Annotated in this window: 30 protein-coding genes; 14 read left to right on the forward strand and 16 right to left on the reverse strand. The window is 67.8% G+C overall.

Translation table 11 applies throughout. From position 1 onward, the window contains the following. Positions 1-39 precede the first annotated feature (39 nt). The 4 genes from erpA (at position 40) to ACWAT3_RS00385 (ending at position 3593) form a co-directional block, all read left to right on the forward strand. The gene (erpA, locus tag ACWAT3_RS00370; RefSeq protein ID WP_460794926.1) at positions 40-402 is read left to right on the forward strand and encodes an iron-sulfur cluster insertion protein ErpA; all 363 of its coding nucleotides are present in this window, start codon (positions 40-42) and stop codon (positions 400-402) included. A 95-nt stretch (positions 403-497) separates the two neighbouring features. Next, entirely contained in the window at positions 498-1406 is a 909-nt protein-coding gene (ctaC, locus tag ACWAT3_RS00375; RefSeq protein ID WP_460794928.1) for an aa3-type cytochrome oxidase subunit II, read from the forward strand. A 5-nt stretch (positions 1407-1411) separates the two neighbouring features. After that, complete coding sequence (ctaD, locus tag ACWAT3_RS00380) at positions 1412-3157, forward strand: aa3-type cytochrome oxidase subunit I (RefSeq protein WP_460794930.1); 1746 nt, start codon at positions 1412-1414, stop codon at positions 3155-3157. 1 nt (position 3158) lies between these two features. Further along, positions 3159-3593 (forward strand): cytochrome c oxidase subunit 4, encoded by a 435-nt coding sequence (locus ACWAT3_RS00385; protein WP_460794932.1) that lies wholly within the window; start codon positions 3159-3161, stop codon positions 3591-3593. 67 nt (positions 3594-3660) lie between these two features. Here ACWAT3_RS00385 and ACWAT3_RS00390 read toward each other — a convergent pair whose 3' ends face one another. From ACWAT3_RS00390 to ctaE, 6 genes are all read right to left on the reverse strand, one after another. Then, a complete protein-coding gene (locus ACWAT3_RS00390; protein ID WP_460794934.1) occupies positions 3661-3981 on the reverse strand; it encodes a hypothetical protein in 321 nt (106 codons plus the stop codon). 111 nt (positions 3982-4092) lie between these two features. After that, positions 4093-4512, reverse strand: a complete 420-nt coding sequence (locus tag ACWAT3_RS00395) for a rhodanese-like domain-containing protein (RefSeq protein WP_460794936.1) — start codon at positions 4510-4512, stop codon at positions 4093-4095. Positions 4513-4633: 121 nt separating this feature from the next. Beyond that, on the reverse strand, positions 4634-6442 hold the full coding sequence (gene qcrB / locus ACWAT3_RS00400; RefSeq protein ID WP_460794938.1) for a cytochrome bc1 complex cytochrome b subunit: 1809 nt from the start codon (positions 6440-6442) through the stop codon (positions 4634-4636). Continuing rightward, positions 6439-7515, reverse strand: coding sequence for a cytochrome bc1 complex Rieske iron-sulfur subunit (qcrA, locus tag ACWAT3_RS00405; protein WP_460794940.1), 1077 nt, complete (start codon positions 7513-7515; stop codon positions 6439-6441). Before qcrA ends, qcrB begins: the two co-directional genes overlap by 4 nt. Positions 7516-7551: 36 nt before the next feature. Continuing rightward, positions 7552-8382 (reverse strand): cytochrome bc1 complex diheme cytochrome c subunit, encoded by an 831-nt coding sequence (qcrC, locus tag ACWAT3_RS00410; protein WP_460794942.1) that lies wholly within the window; start codon positions 8380-8382, stop codon positions 7552-7554. Between the two features lie 20 nt (positions 8383-8402). Next, entirely contained in the window at positions 8403-9095 is a 693-nt protein-coding gene (gene ctaE, locus ACWAT3_RS00415; RefSeq protein ID WP_460794944.1) for an aa3-type cytochrome oxidase subunit III, read from the reverse strand. Between the two features lie 143 nt (positions 9096-9238). Here ctaE and trpD point away from each other — a divergent pair, with 143 nt between their 5' ends. Together trpD and ACWAT3_RS00425 are read left to right on the forward strand one after the other, a co-directional pair. Further along, entirely contained in the window at positions 9239-10303 is a 1065-nt protein-coding gene (gene trpD / locus ACWAT3_RS00420) for an anthranilate phosphoribosyltransferase (RefSeq protein WP_460794946.1), read from the forward strand. A 2-nt stretch (positions 10304-10305) separates the two neighbouring features. After that, positions 10306-11292 (forward strand): PHP domain-containing protein, encoded by a 987-nt coding sequence (locus ACWAT3_RS00425; protein WP_460794948.1) that lies wholly within the window; start codon positions 10306-10308, stop codon positions 11290-11292. 3 nt (positions 11293-11295) lie between these two features. Here the strand turns inward: ACWAT3_RS00425 and ACWAT3_RS00430 are convergent, their stop codons facing one another. After that, positions 11296-12216, reverse strand: a complete 921-nt coding sequence (locus ACWAT3_RS00430) for a 5'-3' exonuclease (RefSeq protein ID WP_460794949.1) — start codon at positions 12214-12216, stop codon at positions 11296-11298. A gap of 203 nt (positions 12217-12419) precedes the next feature. Here ACWAT3_RS00430 and ACWAT3_RS00435 point away from each other — a divergent pair, with 203 nt between their 5' ends. After that, entirely contained in the window at positions 12420-12560 is a 141-nt protein-coding gene (locus tag ACWAT3_RS00435; protein ID WP_460794950.1) for a hypothetical protein, read from the forward strand. Positions 12561-12566: 6 nt separating this feature from the next. Here ACWAT3_RS00435 and ACWAT3_RS00440 read toward each other — a convergent pair whose 3' ends face one another. Both ACWAT3_RS00440 and ACWAT3_RS00445 read right to left on the reverse strand, forming a co-directional pair. After that, on the reverse strand, positions 12567-13400 hold the full coding sequence (locus tag ACWAT3_RS00440; RefSeq protein WP_460794952.1) for a hypothetical protein: 834 nt from the start codon (positions 13398-13400) through the stop codon (positions 12567-12569). Further along, positions 13394-13927, reverse strand: coding sequence for a hypothetical protein (locus ACWAT3_RS00445; RefSeq protein ID WP_460794954.1), 534 nt, complete (start codon positions 13925-13927; stop codon positions 13394-13396). Before ACWAT3_RS00445 ends, ACWAT3_RS00440 begins: the two co-directional genes overlap by 7 nt. A 213-nt stretch (positions 13928-14140) precedes the next feature. On the opposite strand from ACWAT3_RS00445, the gene rpsA reads away from it, so the two are divergent. Beyond that, positions 14141-15595, forward strand: coding sequence for a 30S ribosomal protein S1 (gene rpsA, locus ACWAT3_RS00450; protein ID WP_406245608.1), 1455 nt, complete (start codon positions 14141-14143; stop codon positions 15593-15595). A gap of 54 nt (positions 15596-15649) precedes the next feature. On the opposite strand, the gene ACWAT3_RS00455 is transcribed toward rpsA, so the two are convergent. The 4 genes from ACWAT3_RS00455 to ACWAT3_RS00470 are packed head-to-tail and all read right to left on the reverse strand — an operon-like array spanning position 15650 to position 18697. Continuing rightward, a complete protein-coding gene (locus ACWAT3_RS00455; RefSeq protein WP_460794956.1) occupies positions 15650-16735 on the reverse strand; it encodes an ABC transporter ATP-binding protein in 1086 nt (361 codons plus the stop codon). Next, complete coding sequence (modB, locus tag ACWAT3_RS00460) at positions 16732-17520, reverse strand: molybdate ABC transporter permease subunit (RefSeq protein ID WP_460794958.1); 789 nt, start codon at positions 17518-17520, stop codon at positions 16732-16734. Before modB ends, ACWAT3_RS00455 begins: the two co-directional genes overlap by 4 nt. Further along, the gene (gene modA, locus ACWAT3_RS00465) at positions 17517-18290 is read right to left on the reverse strand and encodes a molybdate ABC transporter substrate-binding protein (protein ID WP_460794960.1); all 774 of its coding nucleotides are present in this window, start codon (positions 18288-18290) and stop codon (positions 17517-17519) included. The genes modB and modA overlap by 4 nt, the downstream gene beginning before the upstream one ends. After that, positions 18287-18697 carry a TOBE domain-containing protein gene (locus tag ACWAT3_RS00470; protein WP_460794962.1) on the reverse strand — a complete coding sequence of 137 codons (411 nt, stop codon included), beginning with the start codon at positions 18695-18697 and terminating at the stop codon, positions 18287-18289. The genes modA and ACWAT3_RS00470 overlap by 4 nt, the downstream gene beginning before the upstream one ends. A 149-nt stretch (positions 18698-18846) precedes the next feature. Here ACWAT3_RS00470 and ACWAT3_RS00475 point away from each other — a divergent pair, with 149 nt between their 5' ends. The 6 genes from ACWAT3_RS00475 to ACWAT3_RS00500 are packed head-to-tail and all read left to right on the forward strand — an operon-like array spanning position 18847 to position 22737. Next, positions 18847-19965, forward strand: coding sequence for a ThiF family adenylyltransferase (locus tag ACWAT3_RS00475; RefSeq protein WP_460794964.1), 1119 nt, complete (start codon positions 18847-18849; stop codon positions 19963-19965). Beyond that, the gene (locus tag ACWAT3_RS00480) at positions 19932-21194 is read left to right on the forward strand and encodes a molybdopterin molybdotransferase MoeA (protein ID WP_460794966.1); all 1263 of its coding nucleotides are present in this window, start codon (positions 19932-19934) and stop codon (positions 21192-21194) included. The genes ACWAT3_RS00475 and ACWAT3_RS00480 overlap by 34 nt, the downstream gene beginning before the upstream one ends. Then, positions 21191-21655, forward strand: coding sequence for a cyclic pyranopterin monophosphate synthase MoaC (gene moaC, locus ACWAT3_RS00485; protein WP_460794968.1), 465 nt, complete (start codon positions 21191-21193; stop codon positions 21653-21655). Before ACWAT3_RS00480 ends, moaC begins: the two co-directional genes overlap by 4 nt. Next, a complete protein-coding gene (gene mobA, locus ACWAT3_RS00490; RefSeq protein ID WP_460794970.1) occupies positions 21643-22242 on the forward strand; it encodes a molybdenum cofactor guanylyltransferase in 600 nt (199 codons plus the stop codon). Before moaC ends, mobA begins: the two co-directional genes overlap by 13 nt. Before the next feature lie 25 nt (positions 22243-22267). After that, positions 22268-22504, forward strand: coding sequence for a DUF6457 domain-containing protein (locus tag ACWAT3_RS00495; RefSeq protein ID WP_460794972.1), 237 nt, complete (start codon positions 22268-22270; stop codon positions 22502-22504). Then, a complete protein-coding gene (locus ACWAT3_RS00500; RefSeq protein ID WP_460794974.1) occupies positions 22501-22737 on the forward strand; it encodes a MoaD/ThiS family protein in 237 nt (78 codons plus the stop codon). Before ACWAT3_RS00495 ends, ACWAT3_RS00500 begins: the two co-directional genes overlap by 4 nt. Before the next feature lie 24 nt (positions 22738-22761). On the opposite strand, the gene moaA is transcribed toward ACWAT3_RS00500, so the two are convergent. The 3 genes from moaA to ACWAT3_RS00515 are packed head-to-tail and all read right to left on the reverse strand — an operon-like array spanning position 22762 to position 24652. Next, a complete protein-coding gene (moaA, locus tag ACWAT3_RS00505; protein ID WP_460794976.1) occupies positions 22762-23769 on the reverse strand; it encodes a GTP 3',8-cyclase MoaA in 1008 nt (335 codons plus the stop codon). Continuing rightward, complete coding sequence (locus ACWAT3_RS00510) at positions 23766-24179, reverse strand: molybdenum cofactor biosynthesis protein MoaE (protein ID WP_460794978.1); 414 nt, start codon at positions 24177-24179, stop codon at positions 23766-23768. The genes moaA and ACWAT3_RS00510 overlap by 4 nt, the downstream gene beginning before the upstream one ends. Continuing rightward, positions 24176-24652, reverse strand: coding sequence for a MogA/MoaB family molybdenum cofactor biosynthesis protein (locus ACWAT3_RS00515; protein WP_460794980.1), 477 nt, complete (start codon positions 24650-24652; stop codon positions 24176-24178). Before ACWAT3_RS00515 ends, ACWAT3_RS00510 begins: the two co-directional genes overlap by 4 nt. Between the last annotated feature and the right edge of the window lie 63 nt (positions 24653-24715).

Genomic DNA, 24715 nt, shown 5'->3' on the forward strand with positions numbered 1-24715 from the left:
GAACGCCGTGCCGCATGCGGCCCGTCCCCTAGGAGTGAGATGAGCGACACCACACTGACCAACGAGACCACCACCGCACACGGGGTGAAGCTGACCGACGCTGCGGCGATCAAGGTCAAGAACCTTCTCGAGCAGGAGGGACGCGACGACCTCCGTCTGCGCGTCGCTGTCCAGCCCGGCGGCTGCTCCGGCCTGATCTACCAGCTGTACTTCGACGAGCGCTACCTCGACGGCGACGAGACCGTCGACTTCGATGGCGTCGAGGTCATCGTGGACAACATGAGCGTCCCGTACCTCGACGGTGCATCGATCGATTTCAAGGACACGATCTCGGAGCAGGGCTTCACGATCGACAACCCGAACGCGGCGGGCAGCTGCGCCTGCGGCGACAGCTTCCACTGACCCCGACGCACACGTCAACCTGCGTGGTTGGCGTGAATCAGGTGTGAGGTTGCCCTAGACTGGGTAGGCCCTGTCCGCGATCTGAAAGGTGCATCGTGCCCTCGAAACGCCGCCTTCGTTGGGCCGCCATTCCTCTGGGAATCGCGGCAGCCGTGGCCCTGGCGGGATGTACTCCCACCGAGCTGAACGGCTTCCTTCCTGGCTTCGTCGAAGACGGCCCGGCCGCCACCAACCAGACCGAGCGGGTCTCCGGTCTCTGGGTGAACTCCTGGATCGTGCTCCTCGCCGTCGGCATCATCACCTGGGGCCTCATGGCCTGGGCGGCGATCGCCTACCGCCGCCGCAAGGGGCAGACCGGTCTGCCGGTGCAGCTGCGCTACAACATGCCGATCGAGATCTTCTACACGATCGTGCCGCTGCTGCTCGTCCTGGGGATGTTCTTCTTCACGGCTCGCGACCAGACGGCCATCGAGACGCAGTGGGAAGAGCCCGACGTCGAGATCACCGCGATCGGCAAGCAGTGGTCGTGGGACTTCATGTACGCCGGCGAGGACGACGACATGTCGGATGCCGTGTGGACCATGGGCATCCAGGCTCAGCCGGACAAGGACGGCAACGTCGATGAGGAGCAGCTCCCGACGCTGGTTCTTCCCGTCGACCAGGACGTCACGATCCACCTTCAGTCGCGCGACGTCATCCACTCGTTCTGGATCATCGACTTCCTCTACAAGAAGGACATGTACATCGGGAAGGACAACACCTGGTCCTTCACTCCGACGCGTGTCGGCGAGTACGCCGGCAAGTGCGCAGAGCTCTGCGGCGAGTACCACTCGATGATGCTGTTCAACGTCAAGGTCGTCGAGCAGGACGAGTACGACGACTACGTCGAAGAACTGCGTGAGAAGGGCAACACCGGCGACATCGCCGATGCCTACGACCGCCTGTCGAACCTCCCGGGCACCACTGGCTCGTCCGAGGCGGGCTCCGAGGAAGAGGGAGAGTAATCCTCATGTCCACCACTCCCGCATCCGGTGACGCCGCAGCTCACCGCACCAGCGCACTGCCTGCACGCCAGGCCGCTCTCATGAGCTCCTCGCGCGTGGAGCAGAAGGGCAACATCGTCGTCAAGTGGATCACCTCCACCGACCACAAGACCATCGGGTACATGTACCTGATCGCGTCCGTGCTGTTCTTCCTCCTCGGCGGCGTGATGGCTCTCGTCATCCGCGCTGAGCTCTTCGCCCCGGGTATGCAGATCATCCCGACGAAGGAGCAGTACAACCAGCTCTTCACCATGCACGGCACGATCATGCTGCTCATGTTCGCGACGCCGCTGTTCGCCGGCTTCGCCAACGCGATCCTGCCGCTGCAGCTCGGTGCTCCCGATGTCGCCTTCCCGCGTCTGAACGCGTTCGCCTTCTGGCTGTTCCTGTTCGGCTCGACGATCGCCGTCGCCGGCTTCCTCACCCCGCAGGGTGCTGCCTCGTTCGGCTGGTTCGCGTATCAGCCGCTTGCCAACGCCTCGTTCTCTCCCGGCGCCGGTGGGAACCTGTGGATGGTCGGACTCGGCATCTCCGGTTTCGGAACGATCCTCGGCGCGGTGAACTTCATCACCACCGTCATCACGATGCGGGCCCCCGGTATGACGATGTGGCGCATGCCGATCTTCAGCTGGAACACGCTCATCACCAGCTTGCTGATCCTGATGGCCTTCCCGGTTCTCGCCGCCGCGATCTTCGCCGCCGCAGCCGACCGCATCCTCGGTGCCCACATCTACGACCCGGCCAACGGCGGCGTGCTCCTCTGGCAGCACCTGTTCTGGTTCTTCGGTCACCCCGAGGTGTACATCATCGCGCTGCCGTTCTTCGGCATCGTCTCCGAGATCTTCCCGGTCTTCAGCCGCAAGCCGATCTTCGGGTACAAGACCCTCGTCTACGCGACGATCGCGATCGCGGCCCTCTCCGTCGCCGTGTGGGCGCACCACATGTACGTCACGGGTTCCGTGCTGCTGCCGTTCTTCTCACTGATGACCATGCTCATCGCGGTTCCGACGGGTGTGAAGATCTTCAACTGGATCGGTACGATGTGGCGCGGATCGGTCACGTTCGAGACACCGATGGTCTTCGCCCTCGGCTTCCTCGTGTCGTTTGTCTTCGGTGGTCTGACCGGTGTGATCCTCGCCTCGCCGCCGCTCGACTTCGCGCTGTCCGACTCGTACTTCGTCGTTGCGCACTTCCACTACGTGGTCTTCGGCACGGTGGTGTTCGCCATGTTCGCCGGCTTCTACTTCTGGTGGCCGAAGTGGACAGGGCGGATGCTGAACGAGCGTCTCGGGTACGTGCACTTCTGGATGCTGTTCATCGGCTTCCACATGACCTTCCTCATCCAGCACTGGCTGGGCGTCGACGGCATGGTCCGCCGCTACGCGGACTACTCCGCGGCCGAGGGCTGGACCTGGCAGAACCAGGTCTCGACGATCGGTGCCATCATCCTGGGTGCGTCGATGCTGCCGTTCTTCTTGAACGTCTGGATCACGGCACGCAAGGCGCCAAAGGTCACCGTGAACGACCCGTGGGGCTACGGCGCATCGCTCGAGTGGGCGACCAGCTGCCCGCCGCCGCGTCACAACTTCACGTCCATCCCTCGCATCCGCAGCGAGCGTCCTGCGTTCGACCTGAACCACCCGGAGGCTGCAGAGCACCCGGTCGCGGCTCCGGAGCCCGTCCTGGTCGGCGCGAACGGAGAGGCCAAGTAACATGCGCGACAACGTCATCCTGTGGTGGGTGCTGACCGCCTTCTTCGCCGTCGTGGCCGTGATCTACACGGCCTGGAACATCCTGGAGCACCAGGACCGCCCTGTCGTCACCGCGATCGAGTGGGTCGGAACGATCGCTCTGCTGTTCACCGCCTTCATGGGCGCGATGGTCGCTTTCTATCTGCACCGCACGCACCGCGCGCAGGGTGGGGAGTTGCCGGAAGACATCCTGACCAGCGACATCGACGACGGAGACCCCGAGCTCGGTGAGTTCAGCCCGTGGTCGTGGTGGCCGATCGTCCTCGCGGGTTCCGCGGCGATCTTCGTCGTCGGCCTCGCGGTCGGACACTTCCTCCTGCCGATCGGCCTCGCGGTCTTCGTGGTCGCGATCGTGGGCTGGGTGTACGAGTACTACCGCGGCAACTTCGCCCGCTGACACCGTTGTGAACGACGATGGCCCCCGGTTCTCCCGGGGGCCATCGTCGTGCGGGGGGGACTGCCGGTCAGAACGGCTTGTGCAGCGCTCTCGTGGCGATCTCCACGCTCACGGCTTCGATGATGTAGCTCAGTCCGAAGCGTTCGGGCATAACGCGATCGATCTGGATCGTGGCGAGGGTCTCCTCGCGCCCGGCTGCATCCCGTACCTGGACGTCGATCTTCGGGCCGTAGAACGCCGCTTCGCCCGGCGCACGCCGGAACGCGACACCCACCTGCTGCAGTGCGCTCTCGAGCTCGGGGTGAAGATGCGCTGGCAGCCGGATCGGTCCACCTTGAATGTCGATCGAGGAGATGATCGTGAGACGACGACGAAGCCCCGGGAACAACTCCCCGGGGCTCTGGTTCGCTGAGTCTGCTAGCGAGCACGCCGGAGGGTATCCGGCGTCGTCGTCACGTCCTGCAGGCTCGTGGCGCGAGGCTATCAGATGGATGCGCGGTCAGGCGCGCGTCCGGATGCGGGGGACTCCCGTGAGCGGATCGATGGGGCGGCGATGGACGCCATCGGCGTTCTCGACGGGATAGCCCTCGCGCACCCAGTACTCGAACCCGCCGATCATCTCGCGCACGTCGTAGCCCAGCTTGGCGAACTCCAGTGCGCCCTTGGCTCCGGCGTTGCATCCGGGGCTCCAGCAGTACACGACGACCTCGGTGCCGGCGGGGATCTCCGCAGGCGCACGCCCGGCGATGTCGTTGTAGTGCATGTGCACGGCCCCGGCGACACGGCCCTGCGCCCATGCCTCGTCGGAGCGGACATCGATGACCACGACGTCGTCGCTCGCCCTCAGACGGGCGTACAGGTCGCTGGGGTCTGTTTCGCAGGCGAGCTTGGAGGCGAAGAAGGCGGCACGATCGATCATGATCCCAGCGTACGGATGCCGTGGCCCTGCCGCCGTCGTGCAGCGGTCACCTCTCGTGCGATTCGCGACACGAAGAAGGCCCCGCCGCGAATCGCGACGGGGCCGGGGGAGGGCGGCGGTGCTACTCGCCGTCCTCCGACTTCTTCTTGGGCTTCACCGGGTCGGTTGCGATGACCGTGCTCGGCGTGTTCGCGGTCTCGCCGACGTGGTCCTCCGAGGCGATGAGCGGGGCGTCCGGAGCACCGGCGCGCTCGTGAGCGCCGCGGATCTCCTCGGCCTCGGTCTCGTCCATGTGGGCGGTGACGTGGTGCTGATGCGCATCCGCCGCATCCACCTCTGCCTGCGTGAGCGGAGCGAGACGGTCCTCGTAGAACCAGCGCGACATGGCCGAACGCAGGTTCTCCGTCCACGGGATGCGGCCCTTGGCGTTCGGGCGCACGACCAGCGGCTCGTAGCCGTCGACGTCGATGAGCTTCCAGCGGTCGTACTTGTCGACGGGCTGGTGCACCTCGATGAACTCGCCGCCGGGCAGGCGCACGATGCGACCGGACTCGTATCCGTGCAGAACGATCTCGCGGTCCTTCTTCTGCAGCGCGATGCAGATGCGCTTCGTGACGAAGTAGCCGAGGATCGGCGCCAGGAAGAGCAGCGCCTGGAGCGTGTGGATCACACCTTCCATCGTGAGCATGAAGTGCGTCGCGATGAGGTCGGAGGATGCCGCAGCCCACATGACCGCGTAGAAGAGGACGCCGGCGACACCGATCGCCGTGCGCGTGGCCGCGTTGCGGGGGCGCTGAGCGATGTGGTGCTCGCGCTTGTCGCCGGTGACCCATGCCTCGATGAAGGGGTAGAGCGCGACCGCGACGAGGAACACCATGAGCACCAGCACCGGGACGATGATGCCGAACGACCAGGTGCGGTCGAGGAAGACGATGTCCCAGTTCGATGGGGCCAGACGCAGAGCGCCGTCCGCGAAGCCGATGTACCAGTCCGGCTGGGTTCCGGCGGAGACGGGGGACGGGTCGTACGGGCCGTAGTTCCAGATCGGGTTGATCTGGAAGAACGTCGCGATCAGCACGATCGTGCCGAAGACGATGAACAGGTAGCCGCCCATCTTCGACATGTAGACCGGCATCATCGGGTAGCCGACGACGTTGTCGTTCGAGCGGCCGGGGCCGGCGAACTGCGTGTGCTTGTTGATCACCATGAGCATCAGGTGCAGCACGATGAAGGCGATGACCAGCAGCGGCAGCAGCAGGATGTGCAGGGTGTACAGGCGGCCGACGATGTCGGTGCCCGGGAACTCGCCGCCGAACACGAGGAACGACGTCCACGTGCCGATCAGCGGGAGACCCTTCACCATGCCGTCGATGATGCGCAGGCCGTTTCCGGAGAGCAGGTCGTCCGGCAGGGAGTAGCCGGTGAAGCCCTCAGCGAGCGCCAGGACGAACAGCACGAAGCCGATGACCCAGTTGAGCTCGCGCGGCTTGCGGAACGCACCCGTGAAGAAGATGCGCAGCATGTGCACGCCGATGCCGGCGATGAACACCAGAGCCGCCCAGTGGTGGATCTGGCGCACCAGCAGTCCGCCGCGCACGTCGAACGAGATGTTCAGAGTCGACTCGAGAGCCGCTGACATCTCGATGCCGCGCATCGGGGCGTACGCACCGGTGTAGTGCGTCTCGACCATCGACGCCTGGAAGAAGAACGTCAGGAAGGTTCCGGAGAGGAACACGACGACGAAGCTCCACAGCGCGATCTCGCCGAGCATGAACGACCAGTGGTCGGGGAAGATCTTGCGACCGAGCTCCTTGACGAACCCGGAGAGGCTGGTGCGCTCATCGATGTAGTTCGACGCGGCGCCGACGAAGCGGCCGCCGAGGGGTGCCTTGGTGTCTTTGTCCTCGTTGGACAGCGTTGCGGTGCTCAATGGCGCTCCCAGAAGCTCGGGCCGACGGGTTCGTGGAAGTCACTGCGTGCGACGAGATATCCCTCGTCGTCGACGGTGATGGGCAGCTGCGGCAGCGGACGCGCGGCCGGGCCGAAGATGACCTTGGCGTGGTCCGTGACGTCGAACTGCGACTGGTGGCACGGGCACAGCAGGTGGTGCGTCTGCTGCTCGTACAGGGCGACGGGGCAGCCGACGTGCGTGCAGACCTTCGAGTACGCGACGATGCCGTCGTACGACCAGTCCTTGCGGTCCTCGGCCTCGATCAGCTGCTCGGGGCGCAGGCGCATCATCAGCACGATCGCCTTGGCCTTCTCCTCGAGGTAGCCGTCGTGGTGGGACAGCGTCGCGAGGTCCTCGGGGATGACGTGGAACGCCGAACCGAGAGTGACGTCAGCCGCACGGATGGGAGTGCCATCCGGGTCGCGCACAAGACGCTGGCCTTCGGCCCACATCGTGTGCTGAAGCAGCACGACGGGATCGCCGGCGGTCGGGTCGTCCGGAGTCGAGTGCGGTGCGAGGCCGCGGAACAGCATGACGCCGGGAATGATCGATGCGACGAGCGCTGCGAACAGCGAGTTGCGGATCATCACGCGTCGTCCGAACCCGGACTCCTCGTTCGCGTCCGCGAAGGCCTTGATCGTGGCCTCACGGGTGGAGTCCTTGCCGCGCGTCGGGTGGCGGTGCTCCGTGAATTCCTTGTCGCTCATCAGGGCCTTGGACCAGTGGATGGCTCCGAGGCCGAGCGACAGCAGCGCGAGGCCGATGCCGAGACCGATGAACAGGTTGTTGTAGCGGATCGACACCAGCGACTGGTCCTCGATCGGGAACAGCATGTAGGCGGCGACCGCCCAGATGGACCCGGCCAGCGACAGGTAGAAGAGCGTGTAGACCGTGCGGACGGCGCGCTTCTCAGCGCGCGGGTCCTTGTCGGTCATCCGCTCGCGGTGCGGCGGCAGCCCCGGGTTCTGCACGGGATCGCTGACTGCGACACCCAGCCCAGGAGAGGGCTGGTAGGCCCTGTCAAGAGCCTGCGAGTCGTCGTCGTGTGCCATGGTGCTCCTCGTACGTTCCTCTTCGATGAATATGCGTCAGTTGGACTTCGCCGTGATCCACACGGTGATGGCGACAAGCGCGCCGATGCCGAAGATCCACACGAACAGGCCCTCGGAGACCGGGCCAAGGGATCCGAGCGAGAAGCCGCCCGGCTGCACCGACTCCTGCTGGAAGACCAGTGCGGCGATGATGTCGCGCTTGTCCTCGTCGGACAGGTTCATGTTGCCGAACACGGGCATGTTCTGCGGACCCGTGACCATAGCGGCGTAGATGTGCAGCGCGCTGGTCTCGGTGAGCGCCGGAGCGTACTTGCCTTCAGTGAGCGCGCCACCGGCGGCGGCGACGTTGTGGCACATCGCGCAGTTCACGCGGAACAGCTCTGCACCGTGCGAGACGCTCGCCTCGTCCTCGGCGTTCTCGGGGTTCGCCTCACCGGAGGTGATCCAGTCGGCGGGGTACGTCGGGCCGGGGGCCACGGACTGCACGTAGGAGGAGATCGCCTGGATCTGGTCCTCCGTGAACTGCACCGGCTTCTGCGGCGCCTGCGGTCCCTGCATCTGCAGCGGCATGCGACCGGTCGACAGCTGGAACTCGGTGGCGAGTTCACCGACGCCGACCAGGCTGGGGCCGTTGTCGGTTCCCTGCATGTCGAGACCGTGGCAGGTGGCGCAGTTTGCCTGGAACAGCTTCTCGCCGTCCTCGACGGTCAGGGCTGCCGAGGCGACGGTCGGTGTCTCGGTCGCGGCGATCGCCGCTGATGCACCGGCGTACACGCCGCCGGTGATGAGGAGTCCTGCTCCGATCAGTGCCGCTGCCGCGAAGGGGCTGCGGCGACCGTTCGAACGGCGCTTCTTCTCTCGTGCCATCTCAGGGATCAGCTCCGCTCTTATTTCAGGAAGTAGATGACGAAGAACAGCACGATCCAGACGACGTCGACGAAGTGCCAGTAGTAGGACACCACGATCGAGGAGGTCGCCTCCTTATGCGTGAAGTTCTTGACGGCGAACGCGCGGCCCATGACGAGCAGGAACGCGATGAGGCCACCGGTGACGTGCAGGGCGTGGAAGCCCGTGGTGATGTAGAACGCCGAAGCGTAGGAGTTGGCCTGGATCGGCAGCCCCTCGGCGACCAGCTGGGCGTACTCCCAGACCTGGCCGGAGACGAAGATCGCGCCGAGCGCGAAGGTGAGCCAGAACCACTCGACCATGCCCCAGCCGAACAGGCGGCGACGGCCGGACGGGTTCAGCTGCCCCTTGGCGATGCGGTAGGGCTGCAGGTCCTCGGCGGCGAAGACGCCCATCTGGCATGTCACGGAGGACAGCACCAGGATAGCCGTGTTGATCGCCGCGAACGGGACGTTGAGCAGTTCGGTCTCCTGCGCCCACAGCTCCGGGGAAGTGCTGCGGAGAGTGAAGTAGATCGCGAACAGGCCCGCGAAGAACATCACCTCGCTGCCGAGCCACACGATGGTGCCGACAGCTACCGGATTGGGGCGCTTGATCGTTCTTGCCGCCGAGGCATACGTCGCTGAGGTCGTCACCCCTCCATTATGGCCGATCCCGGGGCGCGATTCTTGCATCGCCGGCCCCCGATTCGCTCGCATGGCACTTAGGGCAACCTAAGAAACGCCTGCGAATCTGCGGTGAATACAAGGGAAACTGCGGATGCCGGGACAGGTGGCGGCGACATAAGGAATTTCTGCGCGCCGATAGGATCGCACACATGGCTGAATCCCTGACCTGGTCCGATGTGCTCACCACGCTTCTCGAGCGACGCGATCTCAGCGTCTGGGAATCGACGTGGGCCATGCGCCAGGTCATGAACGGGAACGTGTCGGACGCGAAGCTGGCAGGTTTCCTCGTCGCCCTGCGTGCCAAGGGCGAGACGATCGACGAGATCGTCGGCTTCCGTGACGCGATCCTCGAAGCCGCGGTCCCGCTGCCGGTCTCTCCCGACGTGCTCGACATCGTCGGGACCGGCGGCGATCGCGTCGGCACCGTCAACATCTCGACCACCGCTGCGGTCATCATCGGTGCCACCGGCGTCCCGGTCGTCAAGCATGGCAACCGCGCTGCGAGCTCGGCATCCGGAGCATCCGACGTCCTGGGGGCGCTGGGACTCGAACTCTCGCTGTCGCCCGACCACGTCGCGTCCGTGCTCGCTCGCACCGGGATCACCTTCGCGTGGGCCGCGGCCTTCCACCCCGGGTTCAAGCACGCGGGCGCCGCGCGCGCCGAGCTCGGCATCCCGACCGTGTTCAACATGCTCGGACCGCTCTGCAACCCGGCCCGCGCCGAGGCCAACGCGGTCGGCGTGGCACAGCTCGAGCGGGTGCCGCTCATCACGGGTGTCTTCCGCACGCGCGGCGCGACCGCGCTCGTCTTCCGCGGTGACGACGGTCTGGACGAACTCACGACCACCGGCCACAGCCGGATCTGGGAGGTGTCGCGCGGCGACATCCACGAGCACGATCTCGACCCGCGCGATCTCGGCATCCCGCTGGCCGATCTGTCTGACCTCATCGGCGGAACGCCAGAGCACAACGCCGACATCCTCCGACGGACGCTTGGCGGCGAACAGGGCCCTGTGCGGGACATCGTGCTTCTGAATGCGGCCGCCGGAATCGTGGCGTACGAGCTGTCGCAGGATGCGGCGCAGGTGCAGCGTCCGATTCTGGACCGGTTGCGCGATGGCTACGCGGCGGCGGCGGCGGCGGTGGACGACGGGCGCGCGTCCGCGAAGCTCGACGCGTGGGTGTCGGTCTCCCGCGAGCTGGCCACGGCCTGATCATGGATCCGGCGGCCGCGCTCCTCGAGATCGCCGCGCTGCTGGAGCGCGAGCGCGCCTCGCGATACCGGGCCAAGGCGTTCCGTCAGGCCGCGGCGACCTGGGACTCGCTGCCGGACGATGTGCGGGCGGATCCGACGCGGCTGCGCGCGGCGAAGGGCATCGGCGCCTCGACGTTCGAAGTGATCACGCAGGCTCAGGCTGGCGACGTGCCGCGCTACCTCGTCGAGCTGCGCGGCGAGGTCGAGCCGGAGATCGCCTCGACGCTCCGCGGTCTGCTGCGCGGCGACCTGCACGCTCACACCGACTGGTCGGACGGTACGACTCCGATCCGCACCATGGCGGACGCGGCTCGCGCACTCGGGCACGAGTTCCTGGCCATCACGGACCACTCGCCGCGGTTGCGGGTGGCTCGGGGCCTGAGTGCCGAGCGGCTGTGCGAGCAGATCCCGCTGGTGCGGGCCGAGTCGGATGCCGGGCTGCGGGTGCTGGCAGGCATAGAGGTGGACATCCTCGAAGACGGTGCGCTCGATCAGGAACCGGATCTGCTCGAAGAGCTGGACATCGTGGTGGCATCCGTGCATTCCAAACTCCGCATGGATGCCGCGCCGATGACCGAGCGCATGCTCACGGCGGTGCGCTCGGGCCGCGTCAACGTCCTCGGGCACTGCACCGGGCGGCTCGTGCAGGGGGAGCGGGGGACGAGACCGGCATCCGAGTTCGACGCCCGCGCCGTGTTCGCGGCGTGCGCGGAGCACGGTGTCGCGGTCGAGATCAACTCGCGGCCGGAGCGACAGGATCCGCCGGACGAATTGATCGCGATCGCGCTGGAGGAAGGCTGTCTGTTCTCGATCGATTCGGACGCGCATGCGCCGGGCCAGCTGTCGCTGCTCGACCACGGCGCCCTGCGCGCCGAGCACGCAGGCGTTCCGGCGGCGCGGATCATCACGACCTGGGGAGTGGACCGCCTGCTCGCGTGGGCGGGCTGAGGATCAGCCGGGCAGCGCGGCCAGCGCGCGCGTCATGGACGTGCCGAGATTCCAGGTCTCGGCGAGGGCGACAGCGGCATCCTTCGCAGCGTCGTCGAGATGGCCGAGCGGAACGGTGGGGGCCGTGATCTCGAGATCGCGGGCGACTCTGACGACTGTCGGCGCGACGTCGAGGTAGTCGGACGCGGCGAGGACCTTGGCCTGGAGGCCGGCGGACATGCCCTCTCCTGCGCGCGCGGCGGCGCGGATGCCGTCGAGATCGCCGTGGGTTTGGAGCAGCGTCGCCGCGGTCTTCTCGCCGACGCCGGCCACACCGGGGAGTCCGTCGGATGCGTCGCCGCGCATGGTGGCGAAGTCCGCGTACTGCGACGGCAGAACCCCATACTTCACGACGACGCTCGCATCGGTGAGCGTGTCGAGGTTGCTCATGCCGCGCGCGGTGTAGATGACGCGCACATCGCGTTCGTCATCGATGAGCTGGAAGAGATCGCGGTCGCCCGTGACGATGTCGACCGGCATCGTGGCGTGGGTCGCAAGGGTGCCGATCACGTCGTCGGCCTCGTGCTCCGCGACGCCGATGATCGGGATGCCGAGGGCCGTGAGCTCCGCCCGGATGAGCGGAATCTGCACTTCGAGCGGGTCGGGGACCTCTTCGACGTCTGCGCCGTTCGGCACGACCTCGACGACGCGATGCGCCTTGTAACTGGGGATGAGGTCCACGCGCCACTGCGGGCGCCAGTCGTCGTCCCAGCAGGCGATGAGATGCGTCGGCTGGTACGTCGAGACGAGCTTCGCGATCATGTCGAGCAGTCCGCGCGCGGCGTTGATGGGGGAGCCGTCGGGTGCTTTCACCTTGTCGGGCACCCCGTAGAAGGCACGGAAATAGAGGCTCGCGGTGTCCAGCAGCATCAGCCTGTCGCTCATGGGATCAGCATGGCACAGGCGTGTTTCGAGACGGACGCCCGGGCGGTGACACCCGTGGGTATGAGGACCGTGACGGGCGTCGCCGTGGCCGTAGTGCTGCTGCTCGCCGGATGCACTGAGGTTGCGCCGGACCCGGAGCTCTCCCCGTCGGAGGCGGAACCGGCGGCGGTTACATCTTCGATGACGCCGAAGAGAGCTGGACCGTGACGACGACTCCGGCGGACGCACCGGACGTCGTCGGCGTCACAGCTTGGGCGGGTGAGCAGCTCGTGGTCGTCGGCGGCACCGACTGGTCGGGGTGGGAGGGGATGAGGGACTCGCGGGTCTGGATCTTCGCGCCGTGACCTGCGTCAGCAGCCGGGGGAGGAGGGCGCCTGTTCGCAGGTGTGGGCGACGAGAGCGGTGTGCGCCTCGAAGATCCGCACCTGCTGTCCCTGTCCAGCGCTGGTGAGCTCGCCGTCGATCGGGAACCAGCCGATGCCCAGGTCGATCTCGGCGGTGTAGCGGACGTCGACGGTCGCGGTGTACTCCCCGCGCTGCGCGTACACGTGGCTCGTCGGGGTGGGCGTGAACTGCGCCTGGTTCAGCGTCGCCCAGCTCGCGCCGCCGTCGGGAGTCGTCGCGGTGACGCCGTCGCCGTAGTCGAAGTCGAACCCGACGGGCGTGAAGCGCACGGAGATCGGGTAGCCGAAGAGCTCTCCGCCGACGGTCTGAGCGGATGCCGAGGCGACGAAGTTCGTCGGGAGACCGACGACTCCGACGTTGTCCGGTTCGGCCGTGACGAGTGCACCGGACGGGGCGAAGCGAGCGACGTCGGTGATCGTGACGACCGGGATCGCCGGAACCCCGGGGTCTGCCGGGTCTGCGGGATCCGTGGGATCCCCGCGTTCGAAGCAGCCGATGTAGCGATTCCAGTCGTCCAGGCACTGCTCGAACTCGGACGGTGCGTCGGGCTGTGCTGGACCGCCGTCGAAGTCATGATCGCGGCCACGCGAACCGTTGTCACCGTCGCGTCCGTCTCGGCCATCGGAGCCGTCCTCGTTCCCGGTGCCGCCGACGACGACCTCACCGCCCTCGACTTTCCCGCACGCACCGGTGATGACCTCGGTCTGGCTGCATCCATTTGCGCCGAATCCGACGAGCGTCCCCGAAAGAAGTGCCGCGACGATGAGTTCACTCAACATCGCGCGTCCGAAAGAGAGGACTCGGAGATGAGCAGACTAGAACCGTTCCATGTGAACGCGACCTGGAGCGCCGCGACCTCACTACGATCATCGGGGGTGATGTCGGAACCATCGTCGCCCAGAACAACGGTGCCCGACAGATCTAGACAAACGACCCCAGCGACCTCCGGGGTGCATTCGATCTCGGCGCTGTCTGGAGCGAACTTCACAACCTCTGTCGCTCCTTGTATTGAGATCTTGGCTGACTCCAGGTCTCGTTGGCTCTGGAGTTCGTCTTCCAACGCTGTTCCCGTGAGATAGTCCATGGGATCGGCTCCGGCAACACCTGACCGCTGTTCGTTGAGCGTGTGTGTGTACGCCCGGTACACCTCTTCCGCGGCGGCGAACGCCTCCTCCTCGGACGCGAAAGCGGATGTCGGCGTGGGCGTCGGCTCGGGTCCCGGTGCGCATCCGACGAGGCAGCCGGCGGCCAGAGCGACGACGCCGAGGACGGTCAGACCACGATGGCGGGAGCGGGGGAAGATCACCCGATCACGCTAACGCCAACGGCTCGGCATCCGCAGGAGTTATCCACAGGAGACATCTGCCGCCGAACCTGATAATCTGAAGTGTCACTTGTGGCGCGCTGGCGCGTGCCTTCGAGACAGCACTCCAAAATCCATTCGCTTTCCCACCATCAGACACGTGTGCGCACGTGGGTCGGAAGCCCGAGCACCCATTCAACAAGGACAACCCACTAAATGACTACCGCAACGACCGCCCCGGCCACCAAGCAGGTCGCGATCAACGACATCGGATCTGCCGAGGACTTCCTGGCCGCGGTCGAGAAGACCCTGAAGTTCTTCAACGACGGCGACATCATCGAGGGCACGATCGTCAAGATCGACCGCGACGAGGTTCTGCTGGACGTCGGTTACAAGACCGAGGGCGTCATCCCCTCGCGCGAGCTTTCCATCAAGCACGACGTCGACCCCAACGAGGTCGTCGCTGTCGGCGACCTGGTCGAGGCCCTCGTTCTCCAGAAGGAGGACAAGGAAGGCCGACTGATCCTCTCCAAGAAGCGTGCGCAGTACGAGCGCGCCTGGGGCGACGTCGAGAAGATCAAGGAGAACGACGGGGTCGTCACCGGCACCGTCATCGAGGTCGTCAAGGGTGGCCTCATCGTCGACATCGGACTCCGTGGCTTCCTGCCGGCGTCGCTGATCGAGCTGCGCCGCGTCCGCGACCTCACGCCGTACCTCGGCCAGGAGATCGAGGCGAAGATCCTCGAGCTCGACAAGAACCGCAACAACGTGGTCCTCTCGCGCCGCGCCCTGCTGGAGCAGACGCAGTCCGAGTCCCGCACGACCTTCCTCAACAACCTGCACAAGGGTCAGGTCCGCAAGGGTGTCGTGTCCTCGATCGTCAACTTCGGTGCGTTCGTCGACCTGGGCGGCGTTGACGGCCTCGTGCACGTCTCCGAGCTGTCCTGGAAGCACATCGAGCACGCTTCCGAGGTCGTCGAGGTCGGCCAGGAGGTCACCGTCGAGATCCTCGAGGTCGACCTCGACCGCGAGCGCGTCTCCCTGTCGCTGAAGGCGACGCAGGAGGACCCGTGGCAGGTCTTCGCCCGCACCCACGCGATCGGTCAGATCGCACCGGGCAAGGTCACCAAGCTCGTTCCGTTCGGTGCGTTCGTGCGCGTCGCAGACGGCATCGAGGGTCTGGTCCACATCTCCGAGCTCTCCAGCAAGCACGTCGAGCTGGCTGAGCAGGTCGTGTCGGTCGGCGAAGAGGTCTTCGTCAAGGTCATCGACATCGACCTCGAGCGTCGCCGCATCTCGCTGTCGCTGAAGCAGGCGAACGAGTCGGTCGACCCGTTCGGCACCGAGTTCGACCCGGCCCTGTACGGCATGCTCGCCGAGTACGACGAGAACGGCGAGTACAAGTACCCGGAGGGCTTCGACCCCGAGACCGGTGCGTGGAAGGAAGGCTTCGACGCCGCTCGCGAGGCTTGGGAGCAGGAGTACGCTGCAGCCCAGACGCGCTGGGAGGCTCACAAGGTCGCGGTTGCCAAGGCAGCCGAGGCCGAGGCCGCCGCAGGCGACGACTTCGCCGCTGCGCAGTCGTTCACCAGCGACTCCGGCGCCGGCACGCTCGCTGACGACGAGGCTCTCGCGGCTCTGCGCGAGAAGCTCTCGGGCGGCAACGCGTAAGCATCGCTTCAAAGAAACGGGTCGTCACCTTCGGGTGGCGGCCCGTTCCGCGTTTCACCGGTGCGCTGGTGCCTCCGCCGCGCGCCGCACGGCGACGGGACCGAGCGCGAACCGCACGACATCGCCGACCCGCGGGAGTGCCTGTTCGGCGAAGTCGGCCACCGGTGCGACGGCGGCGAGCCCAGAACGATGCTCGAGTCGCAGTGAGCCGGCCTGCGACGACACCGAGACCAGGGGCGCCGCGACGCCGGATCGGCGCGCGTCGTCACGCGGCAGCACGCTGACATCCTGCGGGGCCACCACCGCGAACGCGGCATCGCCCGGCGACACCTCTCCGTCCGCTCGCCCCGGCAGCAGGATACCGTCGCCGATGTCGAGGGCTGTGCCTGTCCAGCATCCCTCGATGACGGCGAAGCCGGCCAGCCGTGCGGTGAATGTCTGCCGTGGGTGAGCGGCGAGTTCAGCGGGTGACCCGCGCTCGATGACATGGCCGCCGTGCAGCACGAGGCAATCATCGGCCAACTGCCACGCATCAGCGAGGTCGTGCGTCACGAGTATCGCCGCCGTGCCCGTCCGCGCCAGCTCGTCGGACAGCAGCCGCCTCACCTGCGGAGCGCTCTCGGCATCCAGCGCAGCGAACGGCTCGTCCAGGAGCAGAAGCCGGGGCTCCGCGGCGAAGGCGCGCGCGATCGCGACCCGCTGCTGTTGCCCGCCGGAGAGCTCATGTGCCGCGGCATCGGCGCGATCGGCGAGGCCGAGGCGGTCGAGCCAGGTGCGCACGAGCTCGCGCGTCTCTGCGCGCCCCGCACGCCGAGCCCGGGGTCCGAACGCGATGTTCTCACCGACGCTGAGATGCGGGAACAGGCGGGGCTTCTGATCGAGCAGGCCGATCTGCCGCTGTTCCGGACGCAGTCGCAGCACACCTCTGTCCTCGACCGGGCGACTGTCGAGGACGACCGCGCCGCGCGCGATCGGAATCAGCCCGGCGATCGCTCCCAGGAGCGTGGACTTGCCCGATCCATTGGGGCCGAGCACGGCGAGTCGTCCCCCCGGCTCCACCTCGATCGATGCGACCGCACGGAAGCCATCCCGCTCCACGGCGATGTCGGCCACAAGGCCCCCGGTCCGTGCAGGGGTCATCGCACGGCATCCTCTCGCCACGAGCGCAGACCGCTCACGATCACGGCTGCGCTGACCAAGAGAAGCAACGACAGCGCGACGGCCGAATCCTGCGTCACCCCGACGCCGTTGAACGCGGTGTAGATCGCGAGCGGCATCGTGCGGGTGATTCCCTCGGCGTTGCCGGCGAACAGTGCCGTCGCTCCGAACTCACCGAGCGCACGGGCGAAGCACAGCACCGTGCCTGCGACGAGACCGGGAAGTACGAGCGGCAGCGTGACGCGTGTGAGTACCCGCCACCGGCCGGCGCCCAGAGTGGCGGCCACCTGCTCGTGCCCGATCCCCGACGTGCGCAGCGCTCCCTCCAGCGCGATGACGAGGAACGGCAGCGCGACGAACGCCTGCGATACGACCACCGCTGCGGTCGTATACGGAAGGCTGAAACCGGTCGCCTCGAACAGCGGCTTGCCGACGAGACCGCTGCGACCGAGCAGGGCGAGGAGGGCGAGCCCGCCCACCATCGGCGGCAGCACGAGCGGCACGAGCACGATCGTGCGCAGGACAGCGGCGGCGCGGCGCGGCGCTCGCGCGATGACGATCGCGAGCGGACCGCCCAGCACTAGGCACACAACGGTCGCCCCCGCGGCTGTGCTCAGCGAGAGCCCGAGGGCGATGAGAGCGGCGGGGGAGAGCAGATCATCGCCGAGTCGGTCCCATCGCACGCGCGACAGCAGCCCGACGATCGGCAGCACGAGCAGCGCGATCGCCGCGATCGCGGGGACGTACAGCCCGCGAGGGATCGTCACGGCGCCTCGAATCCGAACTCCGAGAGAATCTCCTGACCTTCGTCCGACAGCACGTAGTCGACGAACGCGCGAGCGGCCTCCGCGGACGGTGCCGAATCGGCGACCGTGATCGGATAGCGATTGACCACGGCATCCGCACCCTCGGGGACGATGCCGTCGACATCCGCATCCGCCGCGGCGACGTCGGTCGCGTACACGAGTCCCGCATCCGCTTCGCCGTCGGCCACCCTGGTCAGGACCGACGTGACGTTCGTCTCCTCGCTCACCGGTGTGAGATCAATTCCGGCGTTCTGCAGCAGCGTCTGCGCGGCGGCACCGCACGGCACCTCTGGGGCGCACAGCACGACGGCGAGGGTCGGATCGGCGAGGTCGCTCAGATCGGAGATGTCGTGCGGGTTCCCTGGGGCCACGGCGATGCGCAGCGTGTTGGTGGCGAAGATGTCCCCCTCGGTGCTGCGTCCGGCCTCGATGACGGGCGCAAGGCTGTCCTCGTTCGCGAACGCGATCACGTCGACGTCCGCGCCATCGATGATCTGCGTGGCGAGTGCCTGCGAACCGTCGTACCGGATGGGGGCGATCGGGTACTCGGGATGCTCGACCGTGAACCTCTTGGCGAGTTCATCGAACGCGCCGCTCAGGGAGGCCGCGGCGAACACGATCACCGGTTCGCTCTGCGAGCCCTGCGACTCCGCCGCATCCGGCACCGAGGCGGTGCAGCCGACCAGCGCGAGCAGGAGTCCGGAAGCCGCCAGCACGCCGGCGCGCCTCATCGTGCGACCTCGGCGGGTGCCGTCTCGACGATCACGGTCGTCGCCTTCACGATCGCCGTCGCCAGGCTCCCGACCTCCAGGCCGAGATCGTGAACGGCCTCCGTCGACATCAGGGACACGACGCGGTGCGGACCGCACTGCAGCTCGACCTGCGACATGACGGTGTCGGACACGACGTTCGTGACGATCCCCACGAAGCGATTGCGCGCGCTCGACGCGCGCTCGAGCGGGTCGTCGAGACCGCCGGGGGACCGGGTGAGGTGCGCGGCGAGGTCGGTACCGGCCACGACGCGGCGTCCGGATGCATCCGTCTGCGCTGGAAGCTGCCCGGTGTCGATCCATCGCCGGACGGTGTCATCGCTCACCGACAGCAGCTGAGCGGCCTCTTTGATCCGGAATAGCGTCATGAATTAGAGAATAGTGCCGCAAGCACGTGCCTAGAGCGAATGCAAGGCCGCATTTGCGGATCGTAAGATCCTCGCGCGAGGCGAGCGGCCGCGCGTCTCTCTCGGACACGACACGGTCGCGATCTCACCAGGGCGGTACCGTGGGAGACATGCCCTTTCCCCCGCTTCTGCCCCCGGCATCCGCTCTGCCCGAGGGAGAGATGGAGCGTGCGGCACGGCAGATCCGGTTGCCCGAGATCGGCGCCGACGGCCAGCGTCGGCTGTTCGCCGCGCGCGTCTGCGTGATCGGCGCCGGAGGCCTCGGGTCACCCGTCCTGCTCTACCTGGCTTCCGCCGGCGTCGGCGTCATCTGCGTCGTCGATGACGACGTCGTGGACGCATCGAACCTGCAGCGCCAGGTGCTCTTCGGCACGGCCGATGTCGGCCGTCCGAAGGGTCGCGTTGCCGCCGAGCGCATCAGGGCCCTCTCGCCGCACACCACGGTGATCCGTGCGCAGGAGCGCCTCACCGCCGAGAACGCGGAGCGGATGCTGACCGGCTACGACCTCGTCATCGACGGCAGCGACACGTTCGACACGCGGTACGCGGTCGCCGACGCGTGCGACGCGCTGGGCGTTCCGCTGGTCTGGGGATCGGTTCTGCGATTCGACGCGCAGGCGACGCTGTTCTGGTCTCGCCCGCCCGTGGGGGCGCCCGTGCGGCTGCGCGATGTGTTCCCCTCCGCCCCGCCGCCCGAAGAGGTCCTGTCCTGCGCGGATGCCGGCGTGCTCGGCGCGCTCTGCGGGCAGCTGGGTGCGCTCATGGCTGCCGAGGCCGTCAAACTCATCTGCGGTCTCGGAGATCCGATCCTCGGGAGGATGCTCGTGATCGACGCGCTCTCGGCTCGCACCCGCGAGGTGCCGCTGGTTCCGGCATCCGCGACGGTGCCCGCGGATGCCGCACCGCACCGCGAGCCGCGAACGGCCCCGCGCACTGTTGCACCTCGGGCACTCGCCGAGCTCGGGGACATCCTGCTGCTCGACGTGCGCGAGGACGAGGAGTTCCGTGCGGGAAGCATCCCCGGTGCCCGCTCGATTCCGCTCGGTCGCCTTCGGGAGAACCCGTCGCAGGTCGGAACAACCCGTCCGATCGTGGTGTTCTGCCAGATCGGACCGCGCGCCAGGGCGGCGGCCGCGGTGCTCGCGACGGCAGAGCCGGATGCGGAGATCCTGTTGCTCGACGGCGGGTACCAGGCATGGTCCGAGCAGATCGCCACGGCGGGCGCGTGATCTCGCTCGAGGAGCACCGCGACCGCATTCTGACGGCGGCCGCTCCGCTCGCGCCCCGTGAGCACACGCTCGAGAATGCCCGTGGACTCGTCCTCGCATCGCCGATCTCGACGCGATGGCCGGTCCCGCTGTTCGACAACTCGGCGATGGATGGCTACGCGGTGCGGGCGGCCGAGGCCGTTCAGGGAGCCGTGCTGCGCATCGTCGCAGACGTGCCGGCCGGCTCAGGCGAGGACCCCCGGTTCGGTGAGGGCGAGGCGGTGCGCATCATGACGGGGGCGGCCGTGCCGACGGATGCCGATGCCATCGTGCCCGTCGAGCACACCGATCTCGGGCTGTTCACCGGTGCCGTCCCGCCCGAGACGATCACGATCACGCGCGCGCCGGCTGCCACCGCCCACATCCGTCGCCGCGGCGAGGACGCTGCAGCAGGCACGGTCGTCGTCGACGCCGGTGCCGTCCTCGGCCCCTGGCAGCTCGCCGCGATCGCATCGGCCGGGCATGACCACGTGTTCGCTCACCCCGCGCCGCGGGCTGCCGTGATCTCGACGGGGTCCGAGCTCGTGCGGCCGGGCACCGAACCGCAGCGCGGCCAGATCCCGGAGTCGAATGGGCACCTGCTCGCTGCAGCGCTGCAGGATGCCGGTGCTGACGTCGTCCGCATCACCACGGTGCCGGACGACGAGACGGCGCTCCGCGCAGAGCTCGCGGCGATCGACGCGGATCTCGTGGTGCTGTCCGGCGGGGCCAGCGTCGGTGCGTTCGACGTCGTGAAGGCGGTGCTGGACGCGGCCGGTCCCGGACGCGGGCCGGTGCGCTTCGACGCGGTGGCGATGCAGCCCGGCAAGCCGCAGGGCTTCGGCATCGCGGATGATGGCACGCTGCTGTTCTGCCTGCCGGGCAACCCCGTCAGCGTCGCTGTGTCCTTCGAGATGTTCGTGCGACCGGCCGTCCGCGCCCTGGCGGGGAGATCCGATGGGCGTCGGCCGCACGTCACGCTGACGGCGGGAACGAGTTGGCGCTGCCCGCCGGGACGCGCACAGGTGCTACCGGTGGTGATCGAGGGGGACAGGGTGATCCCGGCATCCGCAGGCGGAAGCGGATCGCACCTGGTGACCTCGCTCGCGCACGCCACAGACTTCGCCATCATTCCCGCCGACACCGAGCGGGTGGAGACCGGCGACCTCGTCGACGTGATGCTGGTCGCGACAGAGAGGACGATTCCGTGAGCTTCACGCATCTGGACGAGCACGGCCACGCACGCATGGTCGACGTCACCGAGAAGCAGCCCACCGTTCGCAGCGCGACGGCCACCGGCCTCGTTCGCTGCCCCGCGCACGTCGTCGCCGCCCTGCGCGACGGCTCGGCGCCCAAGGGCGACGTGCTCGCTGTGGCGCGCATCGCCGGCATCCAGGGAGCCAAGCGCACGGCCGAGCTGATTCCGCTCGCGCACATCATCGGCGTGCACGGAGCGACGGTCGACCTCGACGTGATCGACACGGGCGTCCGGGTCACCGCGACGGTGCGCACCGCCGACCGCACCGGCGTCGAGATGGAGGCTCTCACGGCCGTCAGCATCGCGGCACTGACCGTGATCGACATGGTCAAGGGCATGGACAAGACCGTGGAGATCGAGAACGTGCGCCTCGTGCGCAAGACCGGCGGCAAGAGCGGGGAATGGACGCGGTGACTCCCGCGCCGCGCCGCGCCGCCATCGTCCTCGCCGGTGGGCGGGCGACACGGCTGGGCGGCGCGGACAAGGCGCAGATCGAGATCGGCGGCCGGATGCTCATCGACGGCGTCCTGCAGGCGGTCTCGCCGTGCGATCCGATCGTCCTCGTCGGCCCGGATCATCTCGCGCGACCAGGAGTGCACGTCGCGCGTGAGGATCCGCCGTTCGGCGGCCCCGTGGCGGCGCTGGCGGCGGCGCTCAGGTCCCTGACCGATGACGTGTCGGAGACCTGGGTGCTCGCGTGCGACCTGCCGCGGGCCGCCGGCGTCATCGATCTCCTGTCGGCTGTCGATCTGCCGGACGACGTAGATGCTCTGGTGCTGCGCGATGCGGACGGCCGCGCGCAGCCGCTCGCTGGGCGCTACCGCGTCGGGCCGCTTCGCCGCGCGGTGGATGCGCTGCCCCGTACGGACGGCGCGGCGATGCGGCGCCTGACCGAAGCGCTGCGGGTATCGGAGATCGATGACCCGGAGGGGGTCTCGGTCGACCTCGACACCTGGGATGATGTGTTCGAGTACCGCGCGGCATCCGATCGACCCGACTGACTGGGCACGCGATGAAGGAGACAGCATGACCGATACACCGGACGAGCTCACCGATTGGGCCGCGTCGCTCGCCGCCGCACTGGGTGTGCGGGATGATGTGCCGATCGCCGCACTGCTGGATGTGACGCGAGAGGTGGCGCACGGCGTGACCCGCCCGGCTGGTCCGATCTCCACGTATCTCGTCGGCCGTGCTGTCGCGCAGGGGCTTCCGATCGAGCAGGCGATCGCTGTCGTCCAGGCGCAGATCGCGGACCGGGCGTGAGGGTCCGGTTCTTCGCCGCGGCAGCGGAGGCCGCGGGGCGCGAGGAACAGGACATCGCGACGGCGAGTACGCTCGGCGCACTGCTCGCGAACCTGCGCAGCGAGCACGGTGCGGAGTTCACGCGGGTACTCGCCCGCTGCGCGATCCGTGTGGATGGCGCAGCGGTCGATGACGACCACGTGATCGCGGAGACGGCGACCGTCGACGTGCTGCCGCCGTTCGCCGGAGGCTGAGCTGCCGGCCAGGTGAGGGCGCGGTCAGCCGCCGATCGCGGACATCGGGCGCAACGGCTGCAGGAATCCGGGGTCGTCGATGCCGTGGCCGGCTCGCTTGCCCTCGATGTTCTGCCGCAGCATCCCCGCGATCGCCTCGTCGTCGGCATCGCCGCGCAGCAGGGAGATCAGGTCGGACTCCTCGCGGGCGAACAGGCAGTTGCGCACCTGGCCGTCCGCGGTGATGCGCACCCGGTCGCAGGAGCCGCAGAAAGGCGCGGAGACGGACGCGATCACACCGACCGTGGTGGGCCCGCCGTCGACCGTGTAGATCTCGGCCGGACTCGAACCCCGTTCGCCGACCGCGGTCAGCGTGAACTCCGCGGACAGCTTCTCAAGGATCTCCTCCGCGGGCACCATGGTCTGACGAGACCAGATGTGCCCGGCATCCAAGGGCATCTGCTCGATGAAGCGCAGCTCGGCGTCGTGCTCCTGCGCGAAGCGGAGCAGGTCGCAGAACTCGTCGTCGTTGACGTCGCGCATCGCCACGGTGTTGAGCTTGAGCGGGCGCAGCGGGCTCGCCTGGGCCGCGCGGATGCCGCGCACCACGTCTTCGAACCGGTCGCGTCTGGTCAGATCGGTGAAGCGATCGGGACGGACGGTGTCCAGACTGATGTTGAGCCGCTGCAGGCCGGCCTCGACGAGGTCGTCCATGATCTTCTCGAGCCGGATTCCGTTGGTCGTCAGCGACACCTCCAGCGGGCCGTCGACACCCCGGATCCTGGCGAGACGACGAACCACATCGACGAGGTCGGGCCGCAGCAGCGGCTCGCCGCCCGTCAAGCGCACCTCGACGATGCCGAGCCTGGCGAGGATCCCCGCGACGCGTTCGATCTCATCGGTGGTGAGGATGTTCTGTTTCGCGAGCCATGGCACACCTTCGGCGGGCATGCAGTACGTGCAGCGGAGGTTGCAGCGGTCGGTCAGCGAGATCCGCAGGTCGCGGTGCACGCGGCCGAAGCGATCGACCAGCGGGCCGTCGAACGCGCTCACAGCCCGACCCAGTTCGTGGTGCCGTCGACCGTGATCTGGCGCTTCCACACCGGCAGTTCGGCCTTGACCTTCTCGACGAGCGCACGGGAGATGTCGAACGCCTCCGCGCGATGCGCGCTGGAGACCGCGCACACGATGGCGATCTCCCCGACGCTGAGCGCGCCGATGCGGTGGCTGATCGCGATGCGCAGGTCGTCGGCGTCGACCGTCTCCGCCAGGGAAAGCAGGGTCGTGGCGGCATCCGGATGGGCGCTGTACTCCAGGCGGGTCACCTCACCGGATGCTCCGGGATCGTGGTCGCGCACCGTGCCGACGAAGAGCGCGGTCGCACCGGCCGCGTCGTGAGCGACGGCATCCAGATGGGCGGTGGGGTCGAGATCCTCGTCGGAGATCGTGGTGAGCACGATCATGCGTGATCGCCTCCGGCGCGCTGGGACAGCACATGGTCGACGAGATCGAGGATCACGGGAATGCCGTCGCGAACCGCGCCGGGGGAGCCGGCGAGATTCACCACCAGCGCGCCCTCGTAGATGCCGGCGACTCCGCGCGAGAGGAGGGCCGTCGGGACCTTCGCCGCTCCGAGGCGACGAAGTTCCTCCGCGATGCCGGGGATGACGGGATCCAGCAGCGGAAGCGTGGCTTCCGGGGTGACGTCGCGCGGTCCGACGCCGGTGCCGCCGGTCGTGACGACCAGGCGTGCGCCCTCAGCGACAGCGGCGCGGATGGCGGATCCGATCTGCTCTCGCTCGTCGGCGACGATCACGACGCGAGCCTGCCAGCCGGTGGCCGTCAGCAGGTCGGCGCCGGTGGGACCGGAGAGATCCTCGCGTGTGCCCGCCGCCGAGCGGTCGGAGACGGTGATGACACGTGCGGTCCTGCTCATGCCGGCCTCCTGTCGTCGCGCCATCCTGTTGTTCTCGCCAGTCTAGGACGCGTACGACCGGCC

Source organism: Microbacterium sp. GXF0217 (genome assembly GCF_054798195.1).

What these genes read in the sequence shown, in the direction of transcription:
- erpA (WP_460794926.1), top strand. Translation starts at nt 40, where the DNA reads ATGAGCGACACCACACTGACCAACGAGACCACCACCGCACACGGGGTG.
- ctaD (WP_460794930.1), top strand. Translation starts at nt 1,412, where the DNA reads ATGTCCACCACTCCCGCATCCGGTGACGCCGCAGCTCACCGCACCAGC.
- ACWAT3_RS00385 (WP_460794932.1), top strand. Translation starts at nt 3,159, where the DNA reads ATGCGCGACAACGTCATCCTGTGGTGGGTGCTGACCGCCTTCTTCGCC.
- ACWAT3_RS00395 (WP_460794936.1), bottom strand. Translation starts at nt 4,512, where the DNA reads ATGATCGATCGTGCCGCCTTCTTCGCCTCCAAGCTCGCCTGCGAAACA.
- qcrA (WP_460794940.1), bottom strand. Translation starts at nt 7,515, where the DNA reads ATGGCACACGACGACGACTCGCAGGCTCTTGACAGGGCCTACCAGCCC.
- qcrC (WP_460794942.1), bottom strand. Translation starts at nt 8,382, where the DNA reads ATGGCACGAGAGAAGAAGCGCCGTTCGAACGGTCGCCGCAGCCCCTTC.
- ctaE (WP_460794944.1), bottom strand. Translation starts at nt 9,095, where the DNA reads ATGCAAGAATCGCGCCCCGGGATCGGCCATAATGGAGGGGTGACGACC.
- trpD (WP_460794946.1), top strand. Translation starts at nt 9,239, where the DNA reads ATGGCTGAATCCCTGACCTGGTCCGATGTGCTCACCACGCTTCTCGAG.
- ACWAT3_RS00425 (WP_460794948.1), top strand. Translation starts at nt 10,306, where the DNA reads ATGGATCCGGCGGCCGCGCTCCTCGAGATCGCCGCGCTGCTGGAGCGC.
- ACWAT3_RS00430 (WP_460794949.1), bottom strand. Translation starts at nt 12,216, where the DNA reads ATGAGCGACAGGCTGATGCTGCTGGACACCGCGAGCCTCTATTTCCGT.
- ACWAT3_RS00440 (WP_460794952.1), bottom strand. Translation starts at nt 13,400, where the DNA reads ATGTTGAGTGAACTCATCGTCGCGGCACTTCTTTCGGGGACGCTCGTC.
- rpsA (WP_406245608.1), top strand. Translation starts at nt 14,141, where the DNA reads ATGACTACCGCAACGACCGCCCCGGCCACCAAGCAGGTCGCGATCAAC.
- ACWAT3_RS00455 (WP_460794956.1), bottom strand. Translation starts at nt 16,735, where the DNA reads ATGACCCCTGCACGGACCGGGGGCCTTGTGGCCGACATCGCCGTGGAG.
- modA (WP_460794960.1), bottom strand. Translation starts at nt 18,290, where the DNA reads ATGAGGCGCGCCGGCGTGCTGGCGGCTTCCGGACTCCTGCTCGCGCTG.
- ACWAT3_RS00470 (WP_460794962.1), bottom strand. Translation starts at nt 18,697, where the DNA reads ATGACGCTATTCCGGATCAAAGAGGCCGCTCAGCTGCTGTCGGTGAGC.
- ACWAT3_RS00475 (WP_460794964.1), top strand. Translation starts at nt 18,847, where the DNA reads ATGCCCTTTCCCCCGCTTCTGCCCCCGGCATCCGCTCTGCCCGAGGGA.
- ACWAT3_RS00480 (WP_460794966.1), top strand. Translation starts at nt 19,932, where the DNA reads ATGGTCCGAGCAGATCGCCACGGCGGGCGCGTGATCTCGCTCGAGGAG.
- mobA (WP_460794970.1), top strand. Translation starts at nt 21,643, where the DNA reads ATGGACGCGGTGACTCCCGCGCCGCGCCGCGCCGCCATCGTCCTCGCC.
- ACWAT3_RS00495 (WP_460794972.1), top strand. Translation starts at nt 22,268, where the DNA reads ATGACCGATACACCGGACGAGCTCACCGATTGGGCCGCGTCGCTCGCC.
- ACWAT3_RS00510 (WP_460794978.1), bottom strand. Translation starts at nt 24,179, where the DNA reads ATGATCGTGCTCACCACGATCTCCGACGAGGATCTCGACCCCACCGCC.
- ACWAT3_RS00515 (WP_460794980.1), bottom strand. Translation starts at nt 24,652, where the DNA reads ATGAGCAGGACCGCACGTGTCATCACCGTCTCCGACCGCTCGGCGGCG.